The 24,890-nt window shown below is 60.9% G+C and carries 24 protein-coding genes and 1 pseudogene; 11 read left to right on the top strand and 14 right to left on the bottom strand.

The window, feature by feature from the left end:
• The first annotated feature begins 194 nt into the window (after nt 1–194).
• A complete protein-coding gene (locus OIU37_RS08125; RefSeq protein WP_180694472.1) occupies nt 195–2,051 on the top strand; it encodes an ABC transporter ATP-binding protein in 1,857 nt (618 codons plus the stop codon).
• 109 nt (nt 2,052–2,160) lie between these two features.
• Here OIU37_RS08125 and OIU37_RS08120 read toward each other — a convergent pair whose 3' ends face one another.
• The gene (locus OIU37_RS08120; protein ID WP_264257090.1) at nt 2,161–2,391 is read right to left on the bottom strand and encodes a CopG family ribbon-helix-helix protein; all 231 of its coding nucleotides are present in this window, start codon (nt 2,389–2,391) and stop codon (nt 2,161–2,163) included.
• Nucleotides 2,392–2,552: 161 nt separating this feature from the next.
• Here OIU37_RS08120 and OIU37_RS08115 point away from each other — a divergent pair, with 161 nt between their 5' ends.
• The gene (locus OIU37_RS08115; RefSeq protein ID WP_264257089.1) at nt 2,553–4,466 is read left to right on the top strand and encodes an ABC transporter ATP-binding protein; all 1,914 of its coding nucleotides are present in this window, start codon (nt 2,553–2,555) and stop codon (nt 4,464–4,466) included.
• On the opposite strand, the gene OIU37_RS08110 is transcribed toward OIU37_RS08115, so the two are convergent.
• Nucleotides 4,422–5,354, bottom strand: a complete 933-nt coding sequence (locus tag OIU37_RS08110) for an endonuclease/exonuclease/phosphatase family protein (RefSeq protein ID WP_264257088.1) — start codon at nt 5,352–5,354, stop codon at nt 4,422–4,424. The two genes, OIU37_RS08115 and OIU37_RS08110, sit on opposite strands and share 45 nt — an antisense overlap.
• Before the next feature lie 284 nt (nt 5,355–5,638).
• On the opposite strand from OIU37_RS08110, the gene petA reads away from it, so the two are divergent.
• The 4 genes from petA (at nt 5,639) to OIU37_RS08090 (ending at nt 9,077) form a co-directional block, all read left to right on the top strand.
• Complete coding sequence (petA, locus tag OIU37_RS08105; RefSeq protein WP_138330388.1) at nt 5,639–6,217, top strand: ubiquinol-cytochrome c reductase iron-sulfur subunit; 579 nt, start codon at nt 5,639–5,641, stop codon at nt 6,215–6,217.
• A 14-nt stretch (nt 6,218–6,231) separates the two neighbouring features.
• Nucleotides 6,232–7,512, top strand: coding sequence for a cytochrome b N-terminal domain-containing protein (locus tag OIU37_RS08100; RefSeq protein WP_264257087.1), 1,281 nt, complete (start codon nt 6,232–6,234; stop codon nt 7,510–7,512).
• 25 nt (nt 7,513–7,537) lie between these two features.
• Nucleotides 7,538–8,419: a cytochrome c1 gene (locus OIU37_RS08095; RefSeq protein ID WP_171604203.1), complete on the top strand. Its 882-nt coding sequence runs from the start codon at nt 7,538–7,540 to the stop codon at nt 8,417–8,419.
• 115 nt (nt 8,420–8,534) lie between these two features.
• Nucleotides 8,535–9,077 (top strand): adenine phosphoribosyltransferase, encoded by a 543-nt coding sequence (locus tag OIU37_RS08090; RefSeq protein WP_003561340.1) that lies wholly within the window; start codon nt 8,535–8,537, stop codon nt 9,075–9,077.
• A 24-nt stretch (nt 9,078–9,101) separates the two neighbouring features.
• Here OIU37_RS08090 and OIU37_RS08085 read toward each other — a convergent pair whose 3' ends face one another.
• A complete protein-coding gene (locus OIU37_RS08085) occupies nt 9,102–9,569 on the bottom strand; it encodes a MaoC family dehydratase (RefSeq protein ID WP_182208764.1) in 468 nt (155 codons plus the stop codon).
• The gene (locus OIU37_RS08080; RefSeq protein WP_264257086.1) at nt 9,566–10,057 is read right to left on the bottom strand and encodes a MaoC family dehydratase; all 492 of its coding nucleotides are present in this window, start codon (nt 10,055–10,057) and stop codon (nt 9,566–9,568) included. The genes OIU37_RS08085 and OIU37_RS08080 overlap by 4 nt, the downstream gene beginning before the upstream one ends.
• Nucleotides 10,058–10,138: 81 nt before the next feature.
• Between OIU37_RS08080 and OIU37_RS08075 the strand changes: the two genes are divergently transcribed.
• Nucleotides 10,139–11,221 (top strand): hypothetical protein, encoded by a 1,083-nt coding sequence (locus tag OIU37_RS08075; protein ID WP_264257085.1) that lies wholly within the window; start codon nt 10,139–10,141, stop codon nt 11,219–11,221.
• Nucleotides 11,222–11,236: 15 nt separating this feature from the next.
• Here OIU37_RS08075 and ychF read toward each other — a convergent pair whose 3' ends face one another.
• Nucleotides 11,237–12,340, bottom strand: coding sequence for a redox-regulated ATPase YchF (gene ychF, locus OIU37_RS08070; RefSeq protein ID WP_027664117.1), 1,104 nt, complete (start codon nt 12,338–12,340; stop codon nt 11,237–11,239).
• Nucleotides 12,341–12,493: 153 nt separating this feature from the next.
• Here ychF and OIU37_RS08065 point away from each other — a divergent pair, with 153 nt between their 5' ends.
• From OIU37_RS08065 to clpS, 3 genes are all read left to right on the top strand, one after another.
• On the top strand, nt 12,494–12,772 hold the full coding sequence (locus OIU37_RS08065; protein ID WP_171604199.1) for an AbrB/MazE/SpoVT family DNA-binding domain-containing protein: 279 nt from the start codon (nt 12,494–12,496) through the stop codon (nt 12,770–12,772).
• The gene (locus OIU37_RS08060; protein ID WP_264257084.1) at nt 12,762–13,160 is read left to right on the top strand and encodes a type II toxin-antitoxin system VapC family toxin; all 399 of its coding nucleotides are present in this window, start codon (nt 12,762–12,764) and stop codon (nt 13,158–13,160) included. Before OIU37_RS08065 ends, OIU37_RS08060 begins: the two co-directional genes overlap by 11 nt.
• Nucleotides 13,161–13,256: 96 nt before the next feature.
• Nucleotides 13,257–13,568, top strand: a complete 312-nt coding sequence (clpS, locus tag OIU37_RS08055) for an ATP-dependent Clp protease adapter ClpS (RefSeq protein ID WP_171604197.1) — start codon at nt 13,257–13,259, stop codon at nt 13,566–13,568.
• An 11-nt stretch (nt 13,569–13,579) separates the two neighbouring features.
• On the opposite strand, the pseudogene OIU37_RS08050 reads toward clpS, so the two are convergent.
• The 5 genes and pseudogenes from OIU37_RS08050 to OIU37_RS08030 form a co-directional block, all read right to left on the bottom strand.
• Nucleotides 13,580–14,042: pseudogene (locus OIU37_RS08050) on the bottom strand (N-acetyltransferase family protein).
• Nucleotides 14,039–14,770, bottom strand: a complete 732-nt coding sequence (gene pth / locus OIU37_RS08045; protein ID WP_171604195.1) for an aminoacyl-tRNA hydrolase — start codon at nt 14,768–14,770, stop codon at nt 14,039–14,041. Before pth ends, OIU37_RS08050 begins: the two are co-directional and overlap by 4 nt.
• A 191-nt stretch (nt 14,771–14,961) precedes the next feature.
• Nucleotides 14,962–15,675: an ABC transporter substrate-binding protein gene (locus tag OIU37_RS08040; protein WP_171604194.1), complete on the bottom strand. Its 714-nt coding sequence runs from the start codon at nt 15,673–15,675 to the stop codon at nt 14,962–14,964.
• A gap of 25 nt (nt 15,676–15,700) precedes the next feature.
• Nucleotides 15,701–18,052: an EAL domain-containing protein gene (locus OIU37_RS08035; RefSeq protein ID WP_264257083.1), complete on the bottom strand. Its 2,352-nt coding sequence runs from the start codon at nt 18,050–18,052 to the stop codon at nt 15,701–15,703.
• 185 nt (nt 18,053–18,237) lie between these two features.
• A complete protein-coding gene (locus OIU37_RS08030) occupies nt 18,238–18,846 on the bottom strand; it encodes a 50S ribosomal protein L25/general stress protein Ctc (protein WP_171604192.1) in 609 nt (202 codons plus the stop codon).
• Nucleotides 18,847–19,248: 402 nt separating this feature from the next.
• On the opposite strand from OIU37_RS08030, the gene OIU37_RS08025 reads away from it, so the two are divergent.
• Complete coding sequence (locus OIU37_RS08025) at nt 19,249–20,802, top strand: hypothetical protein (RefSeq protein ID WP_264257082.1); 1,554 nt, start codon at nt 19,249–19,251, stop codon at nt 20,800–20,802.
• A 135-nt stretch (nt 20,803–20,937) separates the two neighbouring features.
• Here the strand turns inward: OIU37_RS08025 and OIU37_RS08020 are convergent, their stop codons facing one another.
• From OIU37_RS08020 to pgeF, 4 genes are all read right to left on the bottom strand, one after another.
• Nucleotides 20,938–21,870 (bottom strand): ribose-phosphate pyrophosphokinase, encoded by a 933-nt coding sequence (locus OIU37_RS08020; protein ID WP_171604190.1) that lies wholly within the window; start codon nt 21,868–21,870, stop codon nt 20,938–20,940.
• 105 nt (nt 21,871–21,975) lie between these two features.
• Complete coding sequence (locus OIU37_RS08015; RefSeq protein WP_264257081.1) at nt 21,976–22,797, bottom strand: hypothetical protein; 822 nt, start codon at nt 22,795–22,797, stop codon at nt 21,976–21,978.
• Between the two features lie 91 nt (nt 22,798–22,888).
• Entirely contained in the window at nt 22,889–24,040 is a 1,152-nt protein-coding gene (locus OIU37_RS08010; RefSeq protein WP_011652944.1) for a Xaa-Pro peptidase family protein, read from the bottom strand.
• 5 nt (nt 24,041–24,045) lie between these two features.
• Nucleotides 24,046–24,840, bottom strand: a complete 795-nt coding sequence (gene pgeF / locus OIU37_RS08005) for a peptidoglycan editing factor PgeF (protein ID WP_171604187.1) — start codon at nt 24,838–24,840, stop codon at nt 24,046–24,048.
• Nucleotides 24,841–24,890: the final 50 nt, after the last annotated feature.

The following is a 24,890-nucleotide window of genomic DNA, read 5'->3' as shown; positions in this document are numbered from 1 at the left end:
CGCCTCCCGGCCGTGATGCCAAGCGGTGCGATTTTCCGCCGATAGTGCGGGTTTCTTCCCTGAATTTCCTTTTTTGATCCATTGTGCGGCTGTCTCAGCCTCGCCCCTTGAACGTTCGGTTCCCATATGTGCTTGCATAGCGCTGGGATGGCGCGAAGCCGGGAGCCGGAACGCTGACGTTTCGGAGCAATTTCATGTTTGGCTGGTTCGAACAGCGACTCAATCCCTTTCCAAGCGAGGATCCTGTCGCCCCGCCGAAAGGTCTCTTTGCCTTTTGCTGGCATTACAGCAAGCCGGCTGCGCCCTGGCTCGGCTTGATGGCCGTGCTGACCGCGCTGATCGCTATCGGCGAAGTGGCGCTCTTCCAGTTCCTCGGCGACATCGTCGACTGGCTGACCAATGCCGACCGCGCCACGTTCCTGGAGAGAGAAGGCCACAAGCTTTTCTGGATGGCGGCGCTGGTGCTGGTCGGCCTGCCGCTGACGGCCGGGCTCGATTCTCTCATCATGCATCAGATGATGCTCGGCAATTATCCGATGATCGCACGCTGGCAGATGCACCGCTTCCTGCTGCGCCACAGCATGTCGTTCTTCGCCAACGAGTTTGCCGGGCGTGTCGCCACCAAGGTGATGCAGACCTCGCTTGCCGTACGCGAAACGGTGATGAAGATCCTCGACGTCTTCGTCTATGTCGTCACCTACTTCCTGACGATGATCATCGTGATTGCGGCGGCGGACTGGCGGCTGATGATCCCGATCCTCGTCTGGCTCGCGGTCTATATCAGCATCGTCGCCTATTTCGTGCCGCGGCTTCGCAAGATCGCGGCGGCGCAGGCGGATGCGCGTTCGATGATGACGGGCCGCGTGGTCGACAGCTATACGAATATCGCGACTGTCAAGCTGTTTTCGCATGCGGGCCGCGAGGAGGTCTATGCCAAGGAGGGCATGGACGAGTTCCTGCAGACCGTACACAAGCAGATGCGCAAGGTGACGCTTTTCCACATCAGCGTCTATCTGAACAACTGCGTTGCGCTCTTCGTCATCTCGGGCCTGTCGATCTGGTTCTGGCTGAACGGAGCGATCTCGGTCGGCGCCATCGCCATCGCCATTGGTCTTGCCATGCGCGTCAACGGCATGTCGCAATGGATCATGTGGGAAGTCTCGGCGCTGTTCGAGAATATCGGCACGGTCTATGACGGCATGGAGATGATGAGCAAACAGCACGACATCGTCGACAAACCGGGTGCGCCCACCTTGACGGCGAAGAAGGGCGCGATCCACTATGATCGCATCCGCTTCCACTATGGCAAGAGTAAGGGCGTCATCGACAACCTGTCGCTCGACATCAAGGCGGGCGAGAAGGTCGGCCTGGTCGGTCGCTCCGGCGCCGGCAAGACGACGCTGATGAACCTGTTGCTGCGCTTCTACGACCTGGAGGCCGGCCGCATCACCATCGACGGGCAGGACATCGCCGGCGTCTCGCAGGAAAGCCTGCGTTCGCTGATCGGCGTGGTGACGCAGGACACCTCGCTGTTGCATCGCTCGATCCGCGACAACATCGCCTATGGTCGTCCCGAAGCAACGGACGACGAGGTGATCGAGGCCGCCAAACGCGCCAATGCCTGGGAGTTCATCGAAGGCCTCGTCGACATGCAGGGCCGCGCGGGGCTCGACGCGCAGGTCGGCGAACGCGGCGTCAAGCTCTCCGGCGGCCAGCGGCAGCGTGTCGCGATCGCCCGCGTCTTCCTGAAGGACGCGCCGATCCTGGTGCTCGACGAGGCGACCTCGGCGCTCGATTCGGAAGTCGAGGCGGCGATCCAGGAGAACCTCTTCGCCTTGATGGAGGGCAAGACGGTGATCGCCATCGCCCACCGGCTGTCGACGCTGACGGAGATGGACCGGCTGATCGTGCTCGACAAGGGCCGGATCATCGAGGCCGGCTCGCACAGCGAACTGATCGAGGCAGGCGGTATCTATGCCGATCTCTGGAACCGCCAGTCCGGCGGCTTCCTCTCCGATCACGCCGACGAAGCGGAAGAGGCTGCGGAATAAGATGAAAGAGGCCCTCCCTGCGAAAGCGGAGAGGGCCTCTTGAATTCTGAGGGTGGCTTGCAGCTTGCCGACGGTGCTGAAGGCCTGAGCGCGTTTGCGTCCTATCCGCTCAAAGGCTGTCGGCCCAATCGATCACGCGGTGAGTTTCGACGACCATCATGGTGTTGGCGGCGGCGATCGTGCGCAACGCGACGAGGCGGCGGTGCTCCTCCTGATCGATCCAGGCGGCAATGGCCTCGGCGACGATCTCGTCGCGCGGCAGCCCCAGAGCGAATGCCAGGGCATCCAGCCTTTCTGCAAGCGGAAGCGGAACATGCACATCGAGCATTTTCGTTTCCATGGAAGTGGTCTCCGGTAAAGCGCGATCGTAACGTCAGATTGTGACCGGTTCGGGGGCATTCAATGCGTATGCCGCCGATGTTACCGATAATTACCAAATATAACATTCTGTCCGCTTTTCATTCCCTTTGCCGGTCCGGCTAATCCGCCTATATCGCTTCTATGTTGCTGAACCCCATCCTCCGCCGGTTCGAAACCTGGATCGATCCGTTCCGCCCACGCGCCAATCTCCAGCCGCCGCGCTCGACGCTCGGATTCATCTGGTTCTATATCGGCCAGGCGAGGATGCCGTTCATCGCCATGCTCGTTCTCGGCGGCACATCGGCGGCGATCGAGGCGGCGCTCTTCTGGTTTGTCGGGCGGCTCGTCGATATCCTCGGCAGCATCACGCCGGGTGCCGGCTGGAGCGGCCTTCTCGCAGCCCATGGCGGCGAATTGTTCGGCATGCTCGCCCTCATCGGGCTCGTACGCTTCGTCGTCGCCTTCCTGATTGCCCTCATCGACCAGCAGGTAATCACGCCGGGCTTCTACAATCTCGCGCGCTGGCAATCCTATCTCCACGTCTCCAGACAGTCGCTGTCGTTCTTCCAAAGCGATTTTTCCGGACGCATCGTCACCAAGGTCTGGTCGGCGGGGCAGGCCACTGGCGATCTCGTCACCTCGCTGATGGAAAGTGTCTGGTTCGTCGGCATCTATGCCGTAACGACGCTCGTGCTCGTCGCTCGGCTGGACTTTTCCCTTGCCGCCGTCGTGCTGTTCTGGCTTGGCGCCTTCAGCCTGCTTGCCCGCCACTTCGTCCCGCGGATCCGCCATCATTCCCGCGAAACGGCGGAAGCCGGATCGATGCTGAACGGCAGGATGGTCGACTCCTACAGCAACATGCAAACGTTGAAGCTGTTTGCACGCGACGAGGAGAGCGACCGCTACATGCGGCAGGGCTTCGATATCTATCAGGATACGGTGCTGCGCTTCACGCGTTTCATCACCGGCGTCAGGGCCTCGATGGCGCTGCTCTCCGGCCTGATGATCGTGACGATGGCGGGATTGAGCGTCGATCTGTGGCTGCGCGGCCTGGTCAGCTCCGGTGCCGTGGCATTCTCGCTGGCACTGGTGCTCAGGCTGAATTTCCTGCTCGGACGGCTAATGACGCAGTTCAATGGCATCATGCGCAATCTCGGCACGATCCAGAACGCCGCCGAGCTGATCTCGCAACCTCTGGGACTCGTCGATCGGCCGGATGCCAAAAGCCTGGTGATCCGGCAGCCTGGCATCCGCTTCGACAATGTTTCCTTCCGCTACGGCAAAGGTCATCAGCCGGTCGTCGAGAATTTCTCGCTGACCATCCGCCCGGGCGAGAAGGTCGGGATCGTCGGCCGTTCGGGCGCCGGGAAGTCGACGCTGATGAACCTGCTGCTGCGCCTTTACGATATTCAGGATGGCCGCATTCTCATCGACGGCCAGGATATATCAGCCGTGACGCAGGAATCCCTCAGGATGCAAATCGGCGTCGTCAGCCAGGACACCTCGCTGCTGCATCGTTCGGTGCGCGACAACATCCTGTTTGGACGGCCGGATGCCGGCGAGGAGGCGCTGGTCGAGGCGGCCAGGCGCGCCGAAGCCATCGACTTCATCGCCCGTCTGCAGGATCAGCAGGGCCGTAAAGGTTTCGATGCGCATGTCGGCGAGCGCGGCGTCAAACTCTCCGGCGGGCAGCGGCAGCGTATCGCCATTGCCCGCGTCATGCTGAAGAACGCGCCGATCCTCGTTCTCGACGAAGCGACGTCGGCGCTTGATTCGGAAGTGGAAGAAGCGATCCAGTCCAATCTTCATCGGATCATGGAGGGCAAGACGGTGCTTGCGATCGCCCATCGGCTGTCGACGATCGCTGCTCTCGACCGGCTGATCGTCGTCGACCTCGGACGGATCATCGAGGAAGGCAGCCATGACGCACTGCTTCGCCACGGCGGGCTCTACGCCGAACTTTGGGCACGCCAGTCCGGCGGCTTCCTTGCTACGGATGAGGATGCGGGCTCAAGGGTCGACGACGAATTCCGCCATGAGGCCAAAATGATTTGATCCGAAGCCGTTCTCGATGCGGCGGACCGATTTCAGCCGCAGCGGCGCCCGGGTAAAGATATGATCGATGGGAATTCCGAAGGCGCCGGCACGGATCGGCCATGTCGCGGGCTCCAGCGATGCCGTGCCCAAGCCTTGAGTGCGCATGAGATACTGCACGTCGGGCGCGAGAATCGACGTATTGAAATCACCGGCGAGAACGAGCGGTCCCGAAAGGGTAGGGATGACCTCCGCGAGATCCCAGACCTCCAGGCCGTGGAACTCGTCGTAATAGGGTTTGGTCAGGTGCGCGGCGAGGAAATTGACCTTCTGGCCATCGAAATCGATCGTCGAGATCGTCAGCCGGTTGCGCCAGAGCAGGCCGAGATTGCGGATGCGGGGTTCGATCAGCGGACGCTTCGACAGCACCAGCGTATCGCATTGCTCCATGCCGACACCGCAGCCGATATAATAGGGATAGATCTTCAACAACCGCGGCAGTTCCGACAGCAGCGGCTCGGCCTCCAGGATGTTGACGACGTCGGCGCCTGAGGCGATGACCATATCGGCGATGTCAGGGCCGTTTGCGAAATTATCGTTCTCGATATTGAAGGACATCAGCCTGAACAGGGCCGGGCGGCTCTCCTCGACGGCCGGCTCGACGAATTCGCGCATCATCACGATGCCATGGACTGCAAGGACCACCGATACCGCGAGGGTCAGCAGGCCATACCAGTGCCGCTTGACGAGAAGGGCAGCCACCGAGGCCACCGCGCCGGCTGCCGCCAGATGAACCTGGAAGCTGTAAAAGAAGGAGAGCAGATAGAAATCGGTGACGTATCGCAGGGAGACAATGGCGAGAACGAGCGTCGTAAGAACGCTGAATACGCAAAAAATTGTGTCTCTCATCCGCTCCGGTCCGGCTCACTGGCATGGCTCGGACTGCGCCTATCACGAGGGCATTTTTGTTGCAATGCAACATAATGGCAAGCGCGTGTTTGCCTTAAAAAATTCATCCGAAATTTCCCGCGACATTGTGCCCTCATCCCCTTGCCAAGGCTGGACATAATTTGCGATCAAGCATAGAACGCGCCGGATTGCCGGGGAATCTATGGCCGAATTGTGTCTGGAGAGATTCGCCGGTAGAGGGGGCAGGGCGGAATTCCGCGAAAATTGCGCAGAGGATGTTAGCCGTGAGCGAACACGAAACGACAAGCGAGGGCACGGGCGAACCCACTCGCCGTGATTTCCTTTATCTCACCACTGGTATGGCAGGCGCCGTCGGCGCCGTCGCGGTCGCTTGGCCGTTCATCGATCAGATGCGTCCTGACGCTTCGACGCTTGCTCTCGCCTCCATCGAAGTCGACGTTGCCAGCCTCGAGCCCGGCATGTCGCTGACAGTCAAGTGGCGCGGCAAGCCGATCTTCATCCGCAATCGCACGCCGGAAGAAGTAAAGGCCGCAGCCGATGTTCCGGTGTCGGACCTTAAGGATCCGGCAGCCCGCAATGCAAACCTTCCTGCCGAGGCTCAGGCAACGGGCGTCGACCGCTCGGGCGGCGAAGGCAAGGAAAACTGGATCGTCATGGTCGGTACCTGCACTCATCTTGGTTGCGTCCCGCTCGGCCAGGCCGGCGAATACAATGGTTGGTTCTGTCCCTGCCATGGCTCGGTCTACGACACGGCCGGCCGCATCCGGAAGGGTCCTGCGCCTGAGAACTTGGCGATCCCGACCTTTTCATTTGTGTCCGATACCAAAATCAAGATCGGTTGAGGGGAGACTGATTCATGAGTGGCCAATCCAGCTACGAACCATCAACCGGCTTCGAGAAATGGGTCGATGCGCGCCTGCCGCTGCCGCGCATGGTCTATGACAGCTTCGTGGCATATCCGGTTCCGAGAAACCTGAACTATGCCTATACCTTCGGAGCCATGCTCTCCGTCATGCTGGTCGTGCAGATCCTGACGGGCGTCGTGCTCGCCATGCATTACGCCGCCGACACGGCGATTGCATTCAACTCCGTTGAAAAGATTATGCGCGACGTGAACCACGGCTGGCTGCTGCGCTACATGCATGCCAACGGCGCATCCTTCTTTTTCGTCGCCGTCTACCTGCATATCGCCCGCGGCCTCTATTACGGTTCCTACAAGGCGCCGCGTGAAATCCTCTGGATCCTCGGCGTCGTCATCTACCTCCTGATGATGGCGACGGGCTTCATGGGCTACGTCCTGCCCTGGGGCCAGATGTCCTTCTGGGGCGCGACCGTCATCACCGGCTTCTTCTCGGCCTTCCCGATGATCGGTGAATCGCTCCAGCAGTTCCTGCTCGGCGGCTTTGCCGTCGAACAGCCGACGCTGAACCGCTTCTTCTCGCTCCACTACCTGCTGCCCTTCATGATCGCCGGCGTCGTCGTCCTGCACATCTGGGCGCTGCACGTCACCGGCCAGACGAACCCGACGGGCGTCGAGGTCAAGACGAAGACGGACACGGTGCGCTTCACGCCCTATGCGACCATGAAGGATGCGCTCGGCGTATCGGTCTTCCTGCTGGTCTATGCCTATTTCGTCTTCTACATGCCGAACTTCCTCGGCCATGCCGACAACTACATCCCGGCCGACCCGTTGAAGACGCCGGCCCACATCGTTCCGGAATGGTATTTCCTGCCGTTCTACGCGATGCTGCGTTCGATCACCTTCAACATCGGCCCGATCGACTCCAAGCTCGGCGGCGTGCTGGTGATGTTCGGTGCGATCATCGTGCTGTTCTTCCTGCCCTGGCTCGACACTTCCAAGGTTCGCTCCGCGGTCTACCGTCCCTGGTACAAGCTGTTCTACTGGCTGTTCGTGATCAACGCGATCATCCTCGGCTGGCTCGGATCGCAGCCGGCGGAAGGTGACTTCGTCTGGATCTCTCAGGTCTGCACGCTCCTCTACTTCGCATTCTTCCTGGTTGCCATGCCGGTGCTCGGCCTGGTGGAAACGCCGCGCCGCATCCCGAACTCGATCACCGAAGCGGTGCTCGAGAAGCGCAACAAGACAGCTGCCTCCAGTGCAGCGGCCAATGCGTAAGCGCGCGACGGAAGGGAACAGAAACATGAAAACGCTTGTTGCAAGCATTCTCTCGCTCGCTGTCGTTGCCGGTCTCAGCGGCGCGGCTCTGGCCGAGGAGGCGCCCGCCAACGGTGCGGCTCCGGCCCATCACGCGGAAGGTGAGACGCCGCATTATCCGCTGAAGCATCCGAAGGAGGAGGAATGGTCTTTCGCCGGTCCGTTCGGCCATTACGACAAGGGCCAGCTCCAGCGCGGCCTCAAGGTCTACACGGAAGTCTGTGCAGCCTGTCATTCGATGAAGCTCGTGCCTTTCCGCATGCTCGACGAACTCGGCTATTCCGAGGCGCAGGTGAAGGCCTTCGCCGCGAATTACGAGGTCCAGGACGGTCCCGACGCCAGCGGCGAGATGTTTACCCGCAAGGCGGTTCCTTCCGATTACTTCCCGTCGCCTTTCCCCAATGCTGAAGCCGCGGCTGCTTCCAACAATGGCGCGGCTCCGCCCGATTTTTCGCTGATCGCCAAGGCCCGCTCAGTCGAGCGCGGCTTTCCGCAGTTCGTTTTCGACATTTTCACGCAATATCAGGAAAGCGGCCCGGACTATATCCACGCACTGCTGACCGGCTATGAAGAGCCGCCGGCCGGTTTCCAGGTGCCGCAGGGCGGACATTATAACCCTTATTTCAATGCTGCCGCCGTCCTTGCCATGCCGAAGCCGCTCTCTGACGGCCAGGTGACCTATGACGATGGCGCGCCGGCGACGGTCGACCAGTATTCGAGGGACGTTACCGCCTTCCTGATGTGGGCCGCTGAGCCGCATCTCGATGAGCGCAAGCGCACCGGCTTCATGGTCATGATCTTCCTGGCGATCTTCACGGTGCTGATCTTCCTGACGAAGCGCTCGATCTACGCCAATAAGGAACATTGAGCGGTTCCCCGCCGAATTTCGAAAGGCGGCCTACGGGCCGCCTTTTTTGTTGGTTCCGCCCCTGGCAATTGATAAGGTCCGGCCAGTTTCATGCGTTCGCAGATATGGATTTTCCATGAACAATACGACTTCGGAGCTCGCAGCCAGCATCCGCTCCATTCCCGACTATCCCAAGCCCGGCATCATCTTCCGCGACATCACCACGCTGCTCGGCAACCCTCGGGCTTTCCGCCGAGCGGTCGATGAACTCGTGCAGCCCTATGCCGGCACGAAGATCGACAAGATCGCCGGCATGGAGGCGCGCGGCTTCATCCTCGGCGGCGCGGTGGCGCACCAGCTTTCCTCAGGCTTCGTACCGATCCGCAAGAAAGGCAAGCTGCCGCACGAGACCGTGCGGATCGCCTACAGCCTGGAATATGGTGTCGACGAGATGGAGATGCATCGCGATGCTGTCCAGCCCGGCGAGAAGGTGATCCTGGTCGACGACCTGATCGCCACCGGCGGCACGGCGGTCGGCGCAACGAAGCTGCTGCGCCAGATCGGCGCGGAAGTGGTCGGCGCCTGTTTCGTCATCGACCTGCCGGATCTTGGCGGCCGCAAGAAGCTGGAAGAACTCGGCGTCGTCGTGCATACGCTGGTCGAATTCTCCGGTCACTGAGGCCTCCTCCTACTGGCTGCAGCGTCAGTCGAATTCGAGCACGCCGCTTTCGAAGCGGATAACGGCATCGCCATTTTGATTGACGCCCTCGCAGAGGATGGTGTTGAGGTGCCATCCCGGCCGCGACGCGAGCGCCCGGCTTGAGAGGAAGGCGACGGAATAGGTCACGACGTCGCCGACGAAGACCGGCCGTAACCATTGCAGTTTCTGGAAACCGGGTGACGGGCCGAGGTTCGGCGACGTCTGGCCATTTTGCGCGAGTGCGGCGCTCTGTCTTTCCCAAAAGGCGAGGAAGGTTCGCATCCAGGCGGCGGTGGTGTGCCAGCCCGAGGCGCAGAGATCGCCGAAGAGGGTGTCTTTGGCAGCTTCTTTGTCGACGTGGAAACGCTGCGGATCGTAGCGCGTCGCGAAACGGATGATGTTTTCCTCGGTAAAAGTGTAGCTGCCGATCTCGGCCTTCTCGCCGACCGCGTAAAGCTCGGACATCCTCATGCTGATGTCTCCCGGTTTATGCCGATGTCCGCGGGCCGGGCGCGCATGCCGAACATGACCGAATTCTCCGAGACGCAGACGAGTTCGCCGCGCTGGTTTTCCACCTCGTGGCGAAACTTGACGATGCCCATGCCAGGGCGCGATCGCATCGGCCGGGCTTCAAGCACGGTCGAGTGGCCGGACAGCGTGTCGCCGGCAAGCACCGGCTTTCGCCATTCCATCAGATCGACGCCCGGCGCACCTTCGCAGAGCGAATGCAGCACATAACTGTCGGCCATCATGCGCATGAACATCGAAGAGGTATGCCAGCCGGAGGCGGCAAGGCCGCCGAGAATGCTGGCGCGGCCGGCAGCCTCATCGAGATGCATCGGTTGCGGGTCGAATTCGCTTGCGAACTCAATGATTTCCTCGGTGGTCACCGGCTTCGGGCCAAGCGCGAAGCGGCGGCCGGGCTGGAAATCCTCGAAGGAAAGCTTTTCTGCCGACATTCGCTCCTCCCGCCATATGCAGCGCACAATGCTTACAATAGCATCCACGCGGGCTCAATGATTCCGGGGAGATAAACCGGCATGACTGAACTAAGGTCGATACTCGATGAGGCGGTGCGCCAGGAGCTGATTTCGCCGGAGGCGGGCGGGCGCCTTTTGCCGTTCCTGACGGAACGCGGGGTCGTCGTCGCTGAGGTACAGCCGGCAATGGCTGCGGAGGGGCAAGCCTGGTCGGATACTGAGACGCCCCGTTTCGTGCGCGGCTTCCACGACGTGCTGATCACCATCGGCGTCGTGGTGGCGCTCGGCGGCCTCTGGGGGCTTGCCGCACTTTATGCCGTGCTGCCTGCAATCATCGTGCTTTCGGAAATCCTGGTGCGCCGCCAGCGGCTTGCCTTGCCAGCAGTCAGCCTGACGATCGCGTTGTTCTGCTGGACATGTCTGTTGATGTCCCATTTCTTCCCGCCGTGGACGCCGACTTCCCAATCCTTCGGAGCGGAGGCGACGCAGTTCGTCGCGGCCTTCCCAATCATTCTCGGCGTCTATTATGCGTGCTACCGCGTGCCGCTGTCGCTGGCGCTCTGCATCATGTCCGTGCTTGCCTTCGTCCTCACGCTGCTTTTGCGCCTGGTGCAGTGGGCAAGCGGTAATCCGGTGTTTTTCCTCGATCATCCCGTCGTGCTGGCGCTGGTTGCCCTCATCTGCGCGCTGGGACTGCTTGGGACGGCGCTTTATTTCGATCTCGGCGACCGTTTTCGGCGGACAACGCGTTCGGATATTGCTTTCTGGCTGCATCTCGGCGCCGCGCCGGCGTTGCTATACAGCACCGTTTCCCTTCTGTCCCTGGGGGAAGGTGTCCGTATCTTTGACGTAGGGAACATGTCAGCCCGGACGCCTGTGGTCGTCGCGACCGTCGCGGCGTTGATGCTGATCGGCCTCATCATCGACCGGCGCGCCTTCGTTACCTCCGGGCTGCTATCGCTCGGCGTTGCGATCTTCGGTGTCGTGCGGAAGGGAGATGCGACTGTCGATACCTATATCTTTACGACGCTGATTGTTGTCGGCGCGATCGTACTCATTATCGGAACGGGCTGGATGCCGCTTCGGCGGCTGGTGCTCAGGGCACTGCCTCCGGCAATCGCAAAAAGGCTGCCGCCCGGCTAGGCGGCAGCGATTTCATCAGGTGTTGAAGCGGAAATGGATGACGTCGCCGTCCTGGACGACATATTCCTTGCCTTCGTCGCGCGCCTTGCCGGCGTCCTTGGCGCCGACTTCGCCGTTGTATTTGATGTAGTCGTCATAGGCGATGGTGTTGGCGCGGATGAAGCCGCGCTCGAAATCCGAATGGATGACGCCGGCGGCCTGCGGCGCCTTGGTGCCGCGCTCGATCGTCCAGGCGCGCGTTTCCTTCGGGCCGACAGTGAAATAGGTGATGAGGTGGAGCAGCTTGTAGCCGGCGCGGATCAGCCGGTCGAGGCCCGCCTCGTCAAGGTCGAGGGCGGAGAGGAATTCCTTGGCTTCTTCTTCCGGAAGCTGGGCAACCTCCGCTTCGATCGCCGCCGAAATGACGACGGTTTCGGCACCCTGTTCCTTCGCCATGACGGCAACGGCTTCGGTGAATTCATTGCCGGTCGAAGCATCGCCTTCGGCGACGTTGCAGACGTAGAGCACCGGATGCGAGGTCAGAAGATTGAGGCTCTTGAGGATGACGATTTCTTCGGCGTCGAGCGTCGACAGCAGCGTGCGAACCGGCTTGCCTTCGTTGAGCAGCTTCAGCGAGGCTTCCATGATCGGCAGCATCGCCACCGAATCCTTGTCCTTGCCGGTGGCGCGCTTGCGTGTCTGCTCGGTGCGGCGCTCCAGGCTTTCGAGGTCGGCAAGCATCAGCTCGGTCTCGATCGTCTCGGCATCTGCGACGGGGTTGATGCGGCCCTCGACATGAGTGATGTCGCTGTCTTCGAAGCAGCGGAGCACATGGACGATGGCGTCGACCTCGCGGATATTGGCGAGGAACTGGTTGCCGAGGCCTTCACCCTTCGAGGCGCCGCGCACCAGGCCGGCGATATCGACGAAGGAGATGCGGGTCGGGATCAGTTCCTTTGACTTGGCGATGTCGGCAAGCTTGCGCATGCGCGGATCGGGAACGGCGACTTCGCCGGTGTTCGGCTCGATGGTGCAGAAGGGATAGTTCGCCGCCTGTGCGGCGGCCGTCTTGGTGAGCGCGTTGAAGAGGGTCGATTTGCCGACATTCGGCAGACCGACGATACCGCATTTGAAGCCCATGGCTCGATCCATATCTATTGGTAACTTTGCCCTGCCTATGCGGGAATGGCTGCCCGGGGTCAAGGGTTCGCAACATGAATTGAAAAAGCAGCGACGTTTGGCTTGAAAGTAAGGCGATATAGCCTTACTTTCAGAGCAAAGGATATTTTGAACGTGGCAACTCTGACAGTGACGGCAAAAGGGCAAGTGACCCTGAAAAAGGAGGTGCTTCAGCACCTCGGGGTCAGGCCCGGCGACAAGATCGATGTTGATCTCCTGCCAGGCGGCAAACTCGAGGTCGTTGCGGTGGAGAGGCAGCCGGTCACCGGCTCGATTGAGAGCTTCTTCGGGAGTCTGGAGAACAAGGAGAATATCCATGCGACGCTCGAAGAGATCGACGAGGCCGTAAAAGCGGGATGGGCGGGCGAGGTCGGCATCGACCATGATCGTTGATACGAATGTGCTCGTGCGCGCGGCCGTGCACGACGATCCGAAGCAAACGGAACGCGCAAGGACATTCATGCGCGAGGCGGAACGCCTGTTCGTTTCCAATTTGACGTTTAGCGAATTCGTCTGGGTCGCCAGCCGGGTCTATCGCAAGAGCGCCTCCGAAATATCAGCGACCATCCGGTTGCTGATATCGGACAGGAAGGTCGTTTATGACAGGGTTGCCGTCGAAGCCGGATTATCCTTTCTCGACGCCGGTGGGGACTTCGCTGATGGAGTTATCGTCTTCGAAGGGCGCAGGCTCGGCGGCGAAATATTCGCGACCTTTGACAGGAAAGCTGCCGCGATCCTTGAAAAAGCCGGGCGAGATTGCTTGCTGCTGTCCGCCGAGTGATATCGACGTCATTGAACTGCCGTGCTTACGGTGCAATATATTGTCGGCGGATGTTTTCTCCGCCTTTTCCATGTCATCAACGGGTGGATATTTCCGATGAGTGACAATGACGTTGCCCTGAAACCGAAGACAAGAGTGAAGCCGAAGCTTGATAAGCCGAAGCTCTACAAGGTCATTCTCGTCAATGACGATTTTACGCCGCGTGAATTCGTCATCATGGTCCTGAAGGCTGTCTTCCGCATGAGCGAGGAGACCGGCTACCGGGTGATGATGACGGCGCATAAGCTCGGTTCCTGCGTGGTCGTGGTCTGCGCCAGGGACATCGCGGAGACCAAGGCCAAGGAGGGCATCGATCTCGCCAAGGGCATGGGCTATCCGCTGATGTTCACCACGGAGCCGGAGGAATAGGCATTTTGGGCTCAGGGCCGGCGGATCTGATAGCCGGTCTTGTCCTGCACGAAGCCGCAATTCTCGTAGAAGCGCAGCGTCGCCGGATTCTTCGAGCCGGTGAGCAGCATCACCTTGTAGCAGCCGGCTTTCCAGGCCTGCGTCACCGCATGGCCGACGACGGCGCCGGCATAACCGCGCTGCCGGTGATCGGCATGGGTGACGACGTTTTCAATCAGCGCATAGGAGGCGCCGTTGCGTGTGAGGTTCGGCACGACGATCAGGGCTGGCGGTTGCAGCGGCGAGATCACCGGCAAAGCCGATGAAGACGGTCATGCCCGGCTGGGCGAGAATGGCGGTGAAGCGCTCTTCGGCCGCGGCCTTATCGAGAACCGGGTCTGTCGGGTTCAAATGCTGATAGAGGATGGTCAGACCCGGGAGGTCGCCGGCGGCGACGGCGCGGATGGCGAATTGCTGATCCTGCATCGCTCTCATTCGCCCTTGTTGCCGAACATCTTCTTCAACATGTCGGCCATCGGGCCGGTGGCCGGCAACTTCGGCTGATTGTGGTTGCGGGCCTGATGGATATGCGACTGGCCGGCCGGCTTCTTCTCGGCGTCCCTCTTCTCCTTCGCTGGCTTCTCCTCCGCGGCCTTTCCGCCGACCGCCAGCGCGATCTTGTTCATCAGCTGCGAATCTTCGTTTCGCACCAGCATGTCGGCATTGTCGGCGAGCGTGTCGAGAAGCGGCTCCAGCCAGGCCTTGTCGGCCTTGGCGAAATCGCCGAGCACATGGTTCTGCACCATTTCCTTGATGCCGGGATGGCCGATACCGAGGCGCAGCCGCCGGTATTCCCTGCCGCAATGCGCATCGAGCGACTTGATGCCGTTGTGGCCGTTGTGGCCGCCGCCGGTCTTCAGCCGCGCCTTGCCCTCAGGAAGGTCGAGCTCGTCGTAGATGGCCACGAGATCGGCCGGTTGGAGCTTGTAGAAACGCATCGCTTCGCCGACGGACTCGCCGGAAAGGTTCATGAAGGTCTGCGGCTTCATCAGCAGCACTTTCTCGCCGCCGACCTCGCCCTCGGCGATTTCGGCCCTGAACTTCTTCGACCAGGGCGAAAAGCTGTGGCGCCGATGGATGGCGTCGACGGCCATGAAGCCGATATTGTGGCGGTTGCCGACGTATTTGCCGCCGGGATTGCCGAGACCCGCGATGATCAGCATGGCCTGTTTTTCCTCGCTAAAGCATGTCGCGCAAAAGTGTGCAGCGGTTTTGCGACAACGACATGCGTAAAAACAAAGACCTAAAGCGCGAGGAGCGAATCTGAAAGATCGCGACGCGCTTTAGAACTTCCCGCCGTTCACCACCGCGAAATGAAAGCAAAGTCAAGCGGAAAGGGCGGTTGTCTTCGGAGTCATTCCGACAGGTTCATGCCGTATTTCAGGAAGATCTGCTTCTGGTCGCCATCGGCGATCAGCTTGTCGAGAGCAGCCTGCATCCTGGCGAGCAGATCGTCCGGAAAGTTCTTCTCGCAAGCGATGCCCATTGGCTGGGCGGAGAGCACGGTCACCAATTCCACCGGCTGGTCGGCCTTCAGCTTTTCGAAATAGAGTTCGGAGATCGGCATCATGTCGATGCGCCCGCCAAGCAGCTTGCGCAGCGTCGCATTGAAGTCGCTGGCGACATCGAGCTTGGTGAAACCCTTCTCCTTCAGGATCGTCTCGGTATAGTCCTCGCGCTGCGTGCCGACCGTATATTTCTTCGCCTCGTCCAGATTGCCGGCGGTGACGCCCGAGCCCTTGCGGGTGATCAGGATGTTGCGGTCGATGAGCAGCGGCTCGACCCATTTGAACAAGGGGTCGCGTGCGCCGTTGTGGGCGGTCGCAAAGACACAAGTCATCGGCGCCGTGCGGGCAAGGCCGAAAGCGCGCGCCCAGGGCATGATCTCGATCGTGTAATCGACGCCGACGGCGGCCATCACCTTTTCGACCTGCTCGACGGTCGCGCCCTTGATCTCCTTGCCTTCGCGATAGTTGAAGGGGGCATAGTCCTCGGTGGTGAACGTCACCGTTTGTGCATGGGCGGTGCAGGGCAGCGCCAGGCATGCGAGAAGCAGGAGCTTTTTCATCCGTATCATCTCCTTGGTTCTTCGTTCACGAGGCGCGTGCGACGGCCGATTGCGAGGCCGTCAGTTCCTCGATCAACGTGGCTGCGTGCTGCGGACGATGGAAGAGATAGCCCTGTCCATAGTCAAGCCCCATCTGATGGAGCGTGCGGCATTCCTCTTCGGTCTCGATGCCCTCGGCAATGACCGTGCAATTCATCTTGTGGGACAGTGTGGTGATGCCTTCGATCAGCATGCGGCTCTTCTGACGCATGTCGTCGTCGCCGTCGTTGATCGCGCGGGTGAAGGACTGGTCGATCTTGATGATGTCGACGGGGAAGCGGTTGAGGTAGCTCAGCGACGAATAGCCCGTGCCGAAATCGTCAAGCGCGATGCGGCAGCCGAAACGACGAAGCTCCGTGACGATCATGCGAATCTGAGGATTGTCGTGCATCAGCACGGCTTCGGTGATCTCGACGACGATGCGCTCGGGGCGGATGCCGTGGCGACCGACGATAGCGGCAAGACGGGCCGGAAGCGCCGGCTCGAACTGCAGCGGCGAGAAGTTGATGGCGAGATAGGTATCCTGCATGCCTGATATGTGGGAAATTTTCGCGAGGTTGGCGATCGCCTTTTCCATGATGACGTTGCCGACTCGGACGATCTTTGCCGTCTCCTCGGCGACGCTGACGATCTCGGCCGGCGAAATCAAGCCCTTCTGCGGATGGTTGAGGCGCATCAGTGCCTCGAAACCGGCAATCCCGCGGCCGTTCAGGTTGACGATCGGCTGCAGGAAGGCCTCGAACCAGTTGTCGACAAGGCCGGCTTCGATATTGGCCTCGATTTCGGCGCGGCTGCGGGCGCGGTCGAGCATGGCATTGTCGAAGAGCTGCGCGCCGTTCTTGCCGTCGCGCTTCTTGGCATACATCGCCATGTCGGATTTTTGCAGCAGTTCGGCCGCGGTTGCGGCATGATGCGGATAGATGGCGATGCCGACGGAAGCGCTCAGATGCATGTCGGGGGCGAACGGCGTTTCGAAGATCGAGGCGATCTGCTCACACATCACCTTGGCGCGGTTTTCGGCGTCCTTTGCCGGCAGCAGGATGGCAAATTCGTCGCCGCCGAGACGGGCCGCCTCGTCGGAGGGGGCAAGATGGGTCTTCAGGCGCTCGACGAGCTCGATCAGCGCCATGTCACCGGCGGCATGGCCCATATTGTCGTTGATCCACTTGAAGCGGTCGAGATCGACGAAAAGACAGGCGAGTTCTTGGCCGGCGGCGTCGGCGGCGGCGATCTTGTTGTCGAGGACCGCTTCGAAGCCCTGGCGATTGAGAAGCCCGGTCAGGTGATCGGTGATTGCCTGGCGGTGGTTGCGGTCCTCGGAGGCCTTGAGTTCGGTGACATCGGTCATGACCGATAGCGAGAGGCGGTCTTGAGCGCCGGCTCCCGCCTCCGATTCCATGATGAGGACGTCCATGGTGCGGCCATCCAGGCAAACGAACTTGACGGTGACGGTCATGCCGCTTTCGGCCTGGCGGCGCTTGACGAATTTGTCGCGGGTCTTGGGGGTGACGAGATCGGCGAAGTTGCGGCCGATGACGGCGGCGCGATGATAACCTGTGGCAAGCAGCCAATAATCGCTGACGGCGGTGATGCGGTCTTCCTCGTCGAGCGAGAAGAGCATGGCGGGGGTTAGATTGTAGATGTCGGTGGCGCGGCGGTGGGCGAGCTTCAGCTCCTTTTCCTCGCTTTCGAGCTTGGTCTGCATCTCGTTGAAGCTATGGGCAAGCCGTCCCATCTCGTCGTTCGACTGCCAGTCGACATGATGGCGGGAGCCCAGCTGGCGGGTGGCCTCGATTGCCGCCGTCAGCCGCATCAGCGGCTGGATGACGAAGAAGCGGTTGCCGATCAGCGCCGTGCCGAAAACGGTCAGCACCGCGAAGATGAAGATCGAGATGAAGACGACCTCTTCCTGCTTCAGGCCGGAAAACAGGCCGAGGGCGGGATAATAGACGCTGATGCTGCCGAGATTTTTCGGACCGTCGACGGTGTTGTAGATGATGGCGCGCGACACCTGCACCAGCTTGCCGTCGAAGGAGCGCGGGATGGTGGACTGGCTGACGTCGAGCTGGCCTGACTGGTCACGCACTTCGACCTTGACGATGGCACCCTGGGAAACGACCGTCGCGCTGATCTGGGTAACGCTGTCCTCATCGAGGTCCCACAGCGGTTTGGCCAGCGCCTGGGCATTGGCGACAAGAAGAACGGAGATATGGTCGCGTATTTCCTTGTCGGCCCGTTCCGAGGAAAGAAAGAGGAAGAGAACAAAGAGGGGAGCGACAAAAACAAGCAGCGCTCCGCAAACTATCGCAAAAAATCTGTTCTCAACGGAATTGTTCATGGTTCCGTCTACTCCCCAGGCCGGCCATATTTCCTGTCGCGCGTCAAGGCGGGCTTCTTCGCAGCTGACGAAGCATGCTTCCACGAATTTGTTAAATGTTGCTGAAACGGGGCAGTTGCCGGGCAATGAAAAGCCCGCTTTCCAGGGGAAAGCGGGCCATATGCTTTACAAATTGGTCGAAGCGATCAGGCTTCGGCTTCGCCTTCCTCGGCGCTCTCGTCGATGCCGGCAGCCGGAGCGATAATCGTCGCGATCGTGAAGTCGCGGTCGATGACCGGGGTGACGCCCTTCGGCAGGGTGACTTCCGCGATATGGATGCTGTCACCGATCTTCTTGCCGCTGAGGTCAATGTTAAAGAACTCAGGGATCGCATCGGCCGGGCAATGAACTTCGACTTCATGGCGAACGATGTTCAGAACGCCGCCGACCTTGAGGCCCGGGGACTTCTCTTCGTTGATGAAGTGAACAGGGATTTCGACGGTCACCTGGGTGTTGCCGGAGACGCGCAGGAAATCGACATGCATCGTGAAGTCACGGACCGGATCGAGCTGGTAGTCCTTCGGCAGAACCTTGTGCTTCTTGCCGTCGACGTCGATCGTCGCCACGGTGGTCATGAAACCACCGGCGTGAATGCGCTTCGTCACCTCATTGGTGTTGAGAGCGATGGCAATGGGGGCCTGCTTGTCACCATAGATGACAGCGGGAATCAAACCGTTGCGGCGAAGTTCACGGGCGGACCCCTTACCAACCCGTTCGCGCGCCTCGGCCTTGAGCTCGTAAGTTTCCTGGCTCATGGCTATTCCTTTCGAGGTTATTTGGAGAGTTCGGCGGCGGGCAAAAGCCGTGTTCCGACGAACCGGAGGCGGTATGACCCGACCTCATCCGCGTTGCCTCCAAGGGTGTCTACACGGACCGGTGGCCTATATTATAAGTCGATCGGAAACGCAAGTTGCGGATTCGGGCCGTTTCCGGTGATATATACACTTCGACAAGCCGAGACCGCATTCGAGCATCGCGTCGATCGTCAACGGTGAGCCGAATGCCGCATACGAGGGGCGGTGTTCTCGCCCGTCCGAAATGCGTGGGCGTATGAACGGCAAAATTGCCATTCTCCTCCCCAGCTGAGGTTGACATCGACGCGCTTCGCATCTTTGGATGGCCCGCATTCAAAAAAGCGGCTGAGGAGAAATCGGACTATGCGTCTCAAACTTGTCACGGCAACGAGCTTGCTGGCACTTTGCCTTGTCACCACGGCCCAGGGTGTCGAGATCAATCAGGATGGCGCCAATGCGGTCAAGGAGACGCTGACGAAGCTGCTTCCCGGGGATATGGCGAAGAGCGGTATGATCACCGTCAATCCGGCGGGGGCGCGATACGAGATCATTTACGATCTGGCGAAGCTGCTTGCCAAAGCCGATCCGGCGACATTCGTGATCAACGGGCTGACGCCATTCTCGATGTTCGCCACGCCGCTCGACAGCGGGCTCTGGAACATCGAGGGTGACAATAACCTCAACGTTTCCGGTCATTTCAAAGGCCCCGACCAGAAGCCGACGGATTTTTCCTATTCCATTGCCTCGCTTGTCTACACCGGCGTCTTCGACCCGGCGATCAGCTATCTGCGCTCCGGCACCTTCACCGGCAAGGATATCAAGGTCACCAGCAAGTCTGACACCGAGGAAGTCCATGCCAGCATCGCCTCGATCGACCAAAAGCTGAGTTCGACGGACAGCGCGGGCGGCAACGGGCGTATCGATTTTGCGGGCAGCGGCTCGATGTCCACTTTCGTCGAGCAGGTTTCCGGCCTGCAAATGCCGCCCGTTGAAATCCGGGCCGATTCGATCGATTTCGATGCCAAGGTGAACGGCCTGCCGGCCAAGCAAATCCGCGAGATCGTCCTTTTCGTTCTCGACCACCTCGAGGAGAAGGAACTGAGCCCCGAAAACAGCGACAAGATAAAGGGAATGCTCAAGCAAGCCTTCCCGATTCTTGCCTCGTTCAGCGAGACGATCGGGGTCAATAATCTGACCATCAGCAGCCAGATGGGCAATGGCGGCGTCAAGGCATTCGGTTACAACGTGGCTGTCGACGGGCCGAGCGACGCCATGCGTTTCGGCTTCGGCATCAATGCGCAAGATATCAGCCTCGACAGCCCGCTGATGCCGGCAAGCTATTCTACTTTCGTGCCGACCAGCTTCGAGCTGCAACTGGCCATGCCGAATCTGGATTTCGCCACATTCGGCGACGCTTTCATGGCGGTGGATTTCAGCAGCGCCGAAGCGCCTGAGACGAGCGGCGAGGAGATGGCGAAGAAGCTCTTCCGCGACGGCCGGCTCGCCGTCGAGTTTCCGAAGGTCAGCGCCAAGTCCGATGTCTACGACCTCGATATGACCGGCAAGATCGAGGGGCGGGTCGACACCGAAAAGGACTATTCGATGGAGGCGACCATCCTTGCCCGTGATCTCGACAAGACGATTGCCGCTGTTCAGGAGCTTGCCAAGACGGACCCCGATCTCAACCAGGTCTCCTTCGGCATCATGATGGTGAAGGGTTTCGCCAAGACCGATGCGGATGGCCGCTCGCGCTGGGACATCAGCATCAGCCGCGACGGCGCAATCGCCGTCAACGGCCAGCAGATCAAGGGGCCGGATGGTCCGGATCAAGATCAAGTTCAGGGACTGGAGCCAGACCAGGAGCAGGAACCGGATCAGGGGGAGGACTCGGTAACTGCGCCGCCGCAGCAGCCTTGAGCCTTATCAATTGGGATTAGAGATGAAAGGAAGCCGGCCTTGTGCCGGCTTTTTTGCGCCTTGGAGAGCATGCCCGGTAATCGCTTGCTCCATCTGATGCAGAATTTAAAAGAGCCGGTCGAATGCCGGCTCCTTTTAATCGAAGAGGCTGGAGACGGACTCTTCCTGGGCCGTTCGGCTGATGGCTTCGCCGATCAGCGGCGCCGTCGTCACAATGCGGATATTGTGTGCCGAGAGCACGGCCGTGGTCGGCTGGATCGAATCCGTGATGACGAGTTCGCGCAGCTTCGAGGAAGTGACGCGAGTGACCGCGCCGCCTGAGAGGACGCCGTGGGTGATGTAGGCGGTGACGCTGGATGCGCCCTGGGCCAGCATCGCGTCGGCAGCGTTGCAGAGCGTGCCTCCGGAATCGACGATGTCGTCGATCAGCAGGCAGTCCTTGCCGGCGATGTCGCCGATGATGTTCATCACTTCGGATTCACCCGGCCGATCGCGACGCTTGTCGACGATGGCCAGAAGACAGTCCAGCCGCTTGGCAAGCGCGCGGGCGCGAACCACACCGCCGACGTCAGGCGAGACGACCACGACGTTGCTGAGGTCGTAGTGGCTCTTGATGTCGCGCGTCAGCACGGGCAGGGCGAAGAGATTGTCTGTGGGTATATCGAAGAAGCCCTGGATCTGACCTGCGTGGAGATCGAGCGTCATGACGCGGTCGGCGCCGGCTTCGGTAATGAGGTTTGCGACCAGCTTGGCGGAGATCGGCGTGCGGCCGGAGGCACGGCGGTCCTGGCGGGCATAACCGAAATAGGGAAGGACAGCCGTGATGCGGCGGGCTGAGGACCGACGCATCGCGTCGATCATGATCAGCAGTTCCATCAGGTGGTCGTTGGCAGGAAAAGCGGTCGGCTGCACGAGGAAAACGTCCTCACCGCGCACATTCTCCTGGATTTCCACGAAGATTTCCTGATCGGCAAACCTTCGGACACTGGCTCTCCCCAAGGGAACATTGAGATAGTTGCAGATCGCTTCGGCGAGTTGCCGGTTCGAATTGCCTGCGAAAACCTTCATTTTGGTCCGCCTGTTATGCGCTGATAGCCGCGCTTATTAGTCAGCTTCCCCGTGAATGCAAGGGCAAAGGCGCCACAGACTTTCATATTTGCAAAAAGTTTGTGACTAACCGCCCTGAGTCTGCCGCCAAGAGGTGAATTCGGCGATGGTTTTCGAGCCGATCTGCTGCATCACCGAGGCTGGAACGCCCGCCCAGGGGTCGGCTGCGGCCGCCGGCACGCTTTCCTGCCCCTGGATGCGGTGCAGGCGTGCGCCGCCATTGTCGAGAATGTCCCAGACATAGACCACGGTGACCTTGCCTTCATCGCTGAAGGCGGAGAGATAGCCTTTGAGGATGTAATCGCTGCTCGCATCGGTCGAGCTCTTGATGGAGAGGCCTTGCGCCCGCGCCTCGGAGCCGAGCTGGCGCGAGAGCGGTGTCACGGCCTGCACCGGCGCGCCGATGATCGGCAGGAAGCGCACGGTATTGCCGCGGGCGGAGGAGGAACTGGGGGGGAGGGCGGCGGTCCGCTGCGGCTGTTGCGCCTCGGCCGGCGGAGCCGGCTGTGCGGCAAGCTCACCACCGGTCGCCGGCGGGGGCAGCGATTGTCCGTCGATCGGGGCAGAGGCGGCCGGTGAGGAGCCGCTTCTCGACAGGGCGTCTGCCTGTTCCTGCATCGTCGTCGGCGCCGCGCCGGTGCCGGGTCGATAGGCCCGCTGCGACTGATCATAGGCTGGATGATAGCCGCCCTGCTGCGAGCTTCCCGAAAAACGCGGCTGGCGGGTGCCCGCCAAACGCTCGGCTTCGCTCTGCGTCACCGGGCTTGACGGGGCGCCCCCGGCGGAATTGCCGATATCGACCTGCGGCGTCAGCGCATCGGTCGTGTTGCAGGCTGTCAGTAGAGCCGTGACGAACAGGAGCGTGGGCACAATCGCAGCTCGCGTCATCCCTTGGTCTGTCCTTCCCGCAATCGCAATCAGCCCCACCCGAATGTATGCGGGTGGGGACGGTCGTCTGTCAATTCCGGATTCTCACCGGTCAGAGCCCAATGAAATCGAGCGGATGGCGGGATAGCGCGCGCGGCGCATCCGCAGTCGTCAGATAGGTCTGGCCGAGCGTCATCGCCGTGCCCGTATCGGAATCGGCGATGATCATGTGCACGAAGAGCGACATGTTCGGCTCGATCGGCTGCGGATTGCCGACATGGAACATCTGATGCTCCATCCAGGACGGCGAGAAGCGGGCGCCGAGCGAATACCCGCAGGCATTCAGCCGGTGGCGGGCCAGGCCGCGCTCGTCGATGATCCTGGCATGCATGTCGAAGACATCGCCGAAGGTCTGGCCGGGCTTGAGCACGGTCTCGATCGCCTCGATGGTTTCGCGGCAGGCGTTGTAAAGCTCGCGGTGGCGATGCGTCGGCTCGCCGATGACGATCGTGCGCATCATGGCGGCATGGTAATGGGCATAGGCGCCGGCCCATTCGAGCGTCAGCTGGTCGTTGGCGTCGAGCTTGCGGCGGCCGGCCTTGTAACGGCAAAGCAGGGCGTCGGCACCGGAGCCGATGATGAACTCGTTGGCCGGGTAGTCGCCGCCGCCGGAAAAGATCGCGCCCTGCATGGCGGCGAGGATATCGGCCTCGTCGGCGCCGGGTTTTGTCAGCCGGATCGCGGCATCGAGCGCATCGTCGGCGAGAACGGCGGCGCGCTCGACATAGGCGACCTCGGTCGGGCTTTTGATCAGGCGAAGGCGGCTGACGAGGTAGGAGGCGTCGACGATCTGGCCGAAGGTGGTCAATTGCGCGTCGAGTAGCCGGGCGACGCGGCCGGTCATGCCGTGCGTATCATATTCGACACCGATGCGGGCGCCGAGAAGGTCCATCTCGACCAGCAGATTCTTCAGGTCGAGCGTCGGGTCGGCATTGACCCGGTCGACCCAGATATGGATGTCCTCGAGGATCGAGGTATGCCTGGCCTGGCGAAGATCGGCCGAGCGGGTGATCAGCGCCATGGTGCCGTCGCTCTTGACGACCAGCGTCTGGAAGAAGCAGTAGCCGAAGGTGTCGTAGCCGGTCAGCCAGTACATGCTTTCCTGGGCGAAGAGCAGCAAGGCGTCGAGCTTTTCTTCCTTCATCTTCTCGGTGAGGCGCGCAAGCCGGCTTGCGAATTCGGCCTTTTCGAAATGCAGTGCCATTCTGCTCAAGTCTCCCTGATTGATATCGCGGAAATCTGGCGGCCGTAATCCGGCTCCTTGCGATGTGTCGTCCTGCGGTAGGAAAAGAAGCGCTCATTGTCCGGATAGGTGCAGAGGCCGAGGCTTTCGGCACGCACGCCGGCTTTCGTCAACCGGTCGACCGTCAGCGCCGGCAGGTCGAACATGGCGTGGCCGGGCGTTGCGGAAGGCACGAAAAAGCGCTCGTCCTCCGGGTTTTCGGCGACGAAACGCTCGACGAACTCAGGGCCGACCTCATAGCTCGCCTGGCTGATCGAGGGGCCGAGGCAAGCGACGATGCGAGCGCGGTCCGCACCCAGTGCCTCCATGGCGGCAATGGTGTTTTCGAGCACGCCTGTGAGCGCGCCCTTCCAGCCGGCGTGGGCAGCGCCGATGACGCGATTGTCAGGGTCGGCAAACAGGATGGGTCCGCAATCGGCGGCGAGCACACCAAGCGCAATGCCGGGGGTGCGCGTTACCATCGCATCCGCGTCGGGGCGCCCGCCGTCGTAATCGGCGCCGATCGTCACGACATCGGGGGAATGGACCTGATGCACGGTTGCCAGCCGCTCGACCGGCAAGCCGAACCAGGCGGCGACGCGACGGCGGTTTTCCAGGACCTTGTCGCGTTCGTCGCTGGAGCCGAGACCGACATTGAGGCCACGATACAGCCCTTCGGAAACGCCGCCGGCCCGAGTGAAATAACCGTGCCGGATCGTGGTGCCCGCCGCTTCGTTCAGCAGCGCGCTTTCGATCGGTGCGGGAGAGGCCGCGTCCTGCATCTGTGATTCCGGGGTTTTTTAAGGTGTTTGTTATCATCCCAAGCGCATCG

It is taken from the genome of Rhizobium sp. BT-226 (genome assembly GCF_025847085.2).
Lineage (GTDB): Bacteria > Pseudomonadota > Alphaproteobacteria > Rhizobiales > Rhizobiaceae > Rhizobium > Rhizobium sophorae.
This window is presented reverse-complemented; position numbering and strand designations above follow the sequence as displayed.